We start from the raw sequence: 2849 nt of genomic DNA on the forward strand, positions 1-2849 counted from the left end.
CCTTTATGGAAGAACTCAATAAGCAGGGCTTACCTTATGTAGTGCTAGAGATAGAATCTAGCAAAGAAGTTAGGGTGCTAGAAGATGGGAGGAAATGAAATTTGTTTTTATTAGTAGGAGAGTTATGAAATAGGGTAAAGTTTTGTTACCTTATGTCGTTAGATTCTAAGGGTAAAATGAGAATGCCAGAAGCAAGTAAAAAATGCCAGAAAAAGAATGTTAGAAAGAATGTTAGAAAATGAGAGGAAATAAAATTATTTTTTATCCTCTTATTGCGTGCAAGAGAGAATCTATAAGAGAGATTCTATAAAAGAGATTCTAAGTGGTAAGATAAGAAACTTAGAATTAAAGAAGCTAAAGTGCTAGAAGATGGGAGGCTAGAAACTAGGGGGAGCGTGATTTATGGCAATTTTGTAAATCAAAGGAGCAAAATAAGAAACTATGAGATTAAATGATAATAAAAGTATTATTTATGGCATTCTTAGCGATGTCTTTAGAATAGGGGAGTTTAGCTTATCTTTTGACTTTGAGAGTCTGTGTTTCTGTCCTGTGAGAGATTTAGTGGAGAATGCAAGGTGTAAAGTGAGAGGGTAAAGTTTTGTTACCCTATGTCGTTAGATTCTATAAAAGAGATTCTAAGTGGTAAGATAAGAAACTTAGAATTAAAGAAGCTAAAGTGCTAGAAGATGGGAGGAAATGAAATTTGTTTTTTAGTATATATGATTTCAAAGGATTTAAGGGAGATATAATGCAAGGAAATATTTTTCCGAACTTGCTTTTTCAAATTGTAAAGTTTTTACAAGCAAACCCGATTGCCTTAAGCAAGCAGAGTCGAGATGGTAGGATAAATTCTGCTTTTAATGAAGATGAGATTTTTAATCTTTTAGAATCTCACTTTGATATAAATCGCCCCAATATGCGCGATTGGGTGGATTTTAGTTTTGAGGAAAAGAGTATTTTCTATCCTATTAATATCAAAGTCAGCACTACCAAAACTACGGATAATTTAAATTGTAAATTAGGAATTTATTATGCTCTAACGGGCAAGATTCCACCATTTGGTAATGGGGTAAGTTGGGAATGTTATTTTAAGTCTCTCAAAGAAAATATACAGGAAAACACAAGGGATTATTATTTTTTAATTATCAATAAAGATAATCCTAGTGATGTTTTTGCTACTTCACTTAAAAGCTTAGAGAGTGTCTTGCCAAATGGGAATAACTTACCCTTTCAAGCAAAATGGGATAATAATCGCAATATCGTTATAAGAGATTTTGAAAGTGCAAAAAGCTTTTTGCTTGGAACTTTTGAGCAATCTTTAAGCTTAAGAGCTGAAGCCTATTTTCATTTTAGGAGATATTTTTATGAAGCTTGATATAGCAAATTTAGGGCAAGTTTTTACACCACCTCATATTGTAAGCGATATGTTAAATCTCATTCAAAGCAGCACAAAGTTAGAAAATCCTAGATTTTTAGAGCCAAGCTGTGGGAATGGAGCATTTTTTAAGAATCTGCCTAGTAATAAAATAGGTATAGAGTTAGATAAAAATGTGCTTTTGGAAACTAAATTAGAATCTCAAATTGATTTTTTGGATTCTAACAATCTCACAAACCCTCCTCATCACAAAGAAATGACGCTATCTCAAATTTTAAACATTGATTTTTTTGATTATCCTGTGAGTGAAAAATTTGATTGCATTATTGGCAATCCTCCTTATGTGCGTTATCAAGATATTTTAGATTCTACAAAATTCCTTTTAAATTCCTATAAAAAGATTTTTGATTCTCGCTCAAACTTGTATTTATTTTTTATTTATAAGTGTATTTTGCATTTGAAAGATAAAGGTGAGTTGGTTTTCATCACACCAAGAGACTTTCTAAAAAGCACTGCAAGTATCAAACTCAATGAATTTATATTCTCACAAGGCAGCATCACAGATTTTATCGATTTAGGAGATAAAAAGATTTTTGAGGGTGCACAACCAAATTGTGCTATATGGCGATTTGAAAAAGGTAATTTTGGGCGAAAAACACAATGTCTAAGGCAGTTTAGCTGTATCAATGGGCAAATCCTTTTTACTAAAAAATCTTATACTATCCCTTTTAGCTCATTGTTTTTTGTCAAAGTTGGAGCAGTAAGTGGGGCAGATTATATTTTTGCAAACAAGCAATGGGGTAATGTGGAGTTTGTCAATTCTAGCACTGCAAAAAGCGGCACAACAAAGAGAATGATTTATGGAAAATACGCTAGTGATTGCAAATATTTAGAGCAATTTAAAGAAAAACTAATGCAGAGAAAGATTAAGAAATTTGGCGAATCTAATTGGTGGGAATGGGGCAGAGATTATTACAAGAGCGAAAAACCACGAATCTATGTCAATACCAAAACACGAAATATTAAGCCATTTTTCTTACATTCTTGCAAGGCTTATGATGGCTCTGTTTTGGCGATTTTCCCTAAATTTGAAGTAGATTCTAAGACTTTAGAGGAATTGTGCGAGAGGCTAAATAATATAGATTGGGAAGAGCTAGGATTTGTGTGTGATGGGCGATTTTTATTTTCACAAAGAAGCTTAGAGAATTGTATGCTAGATTCTAGTTTTAAGAATGTTTACAACATAGCAAAACAAACGGATAGAATGATAAATGCCATTAGGAATGTAAATAAACAACCAAATTATAGTAGCTAAAAAGGATAGATAGTGCTACGAACACAAGCAAACAACATTTTACCACTTAATCAAATCTTGCAAGGCAATAGCCTAGAGTTACTCCAAATAATTCCAAATGATAGCATTGATTTAATCTTTGCTGACCCGCCTTATTTTATGCGTGTAGAGGGAGTTTTG

General features: G+C 32.5%; 3 protein-coding genes and 1 pseudogene. All 4 read left to right on the forward strand.

The annotated features are described in order from the left end of the window. The first annotated feature begins 441 nt into the window (after nucleotides 1-441). On the forward strand, nucleotides 442-594 hold the full coding sequence (locus CQA44_RS12790; protein WP_181881904.1) for a hypothetical protein: 153 nt from the start codon (nucleotides 442-444) through the stop codon (nucleotides 592-594). Between the two features lie 166 nt (nucleotides 595-760). Continuing rightward, entirely contained in the window at nucleotides 761-1375 is a 615-nt protein-coding gene (locus tag CQA44_RS11680; RefSeq protein ID WP_115547384.1) for a restriction endonuclease, read from the forward strand. Then, a complete protein-coding gene (locus CQA44_RS11685; RefSeq protein WP_115547383.1) occupies nucleotides 1365-2690 on the forward strand; it encodes a class I SAM-dependent methyltransferase in 1326 nt (441 codons plus the stop codon). The genes CQA44_RS11680 and CQA44_RS11685 overlap by 11 nt, the downstream gene beginning before the upstream one ends. Nucleotides 2691-2726: 36 nt before the next feature. After that, nucleotides 2727-2849 (forward strand): annotated as a pseudogene (locus CQA44_RS13345) (site-specific DNA-methyltransferase); the annotation flags it as partial.

It is taken from the genome of Helicobacter sp. MIT 14-3879 (genome assembly GCF_003364125.1).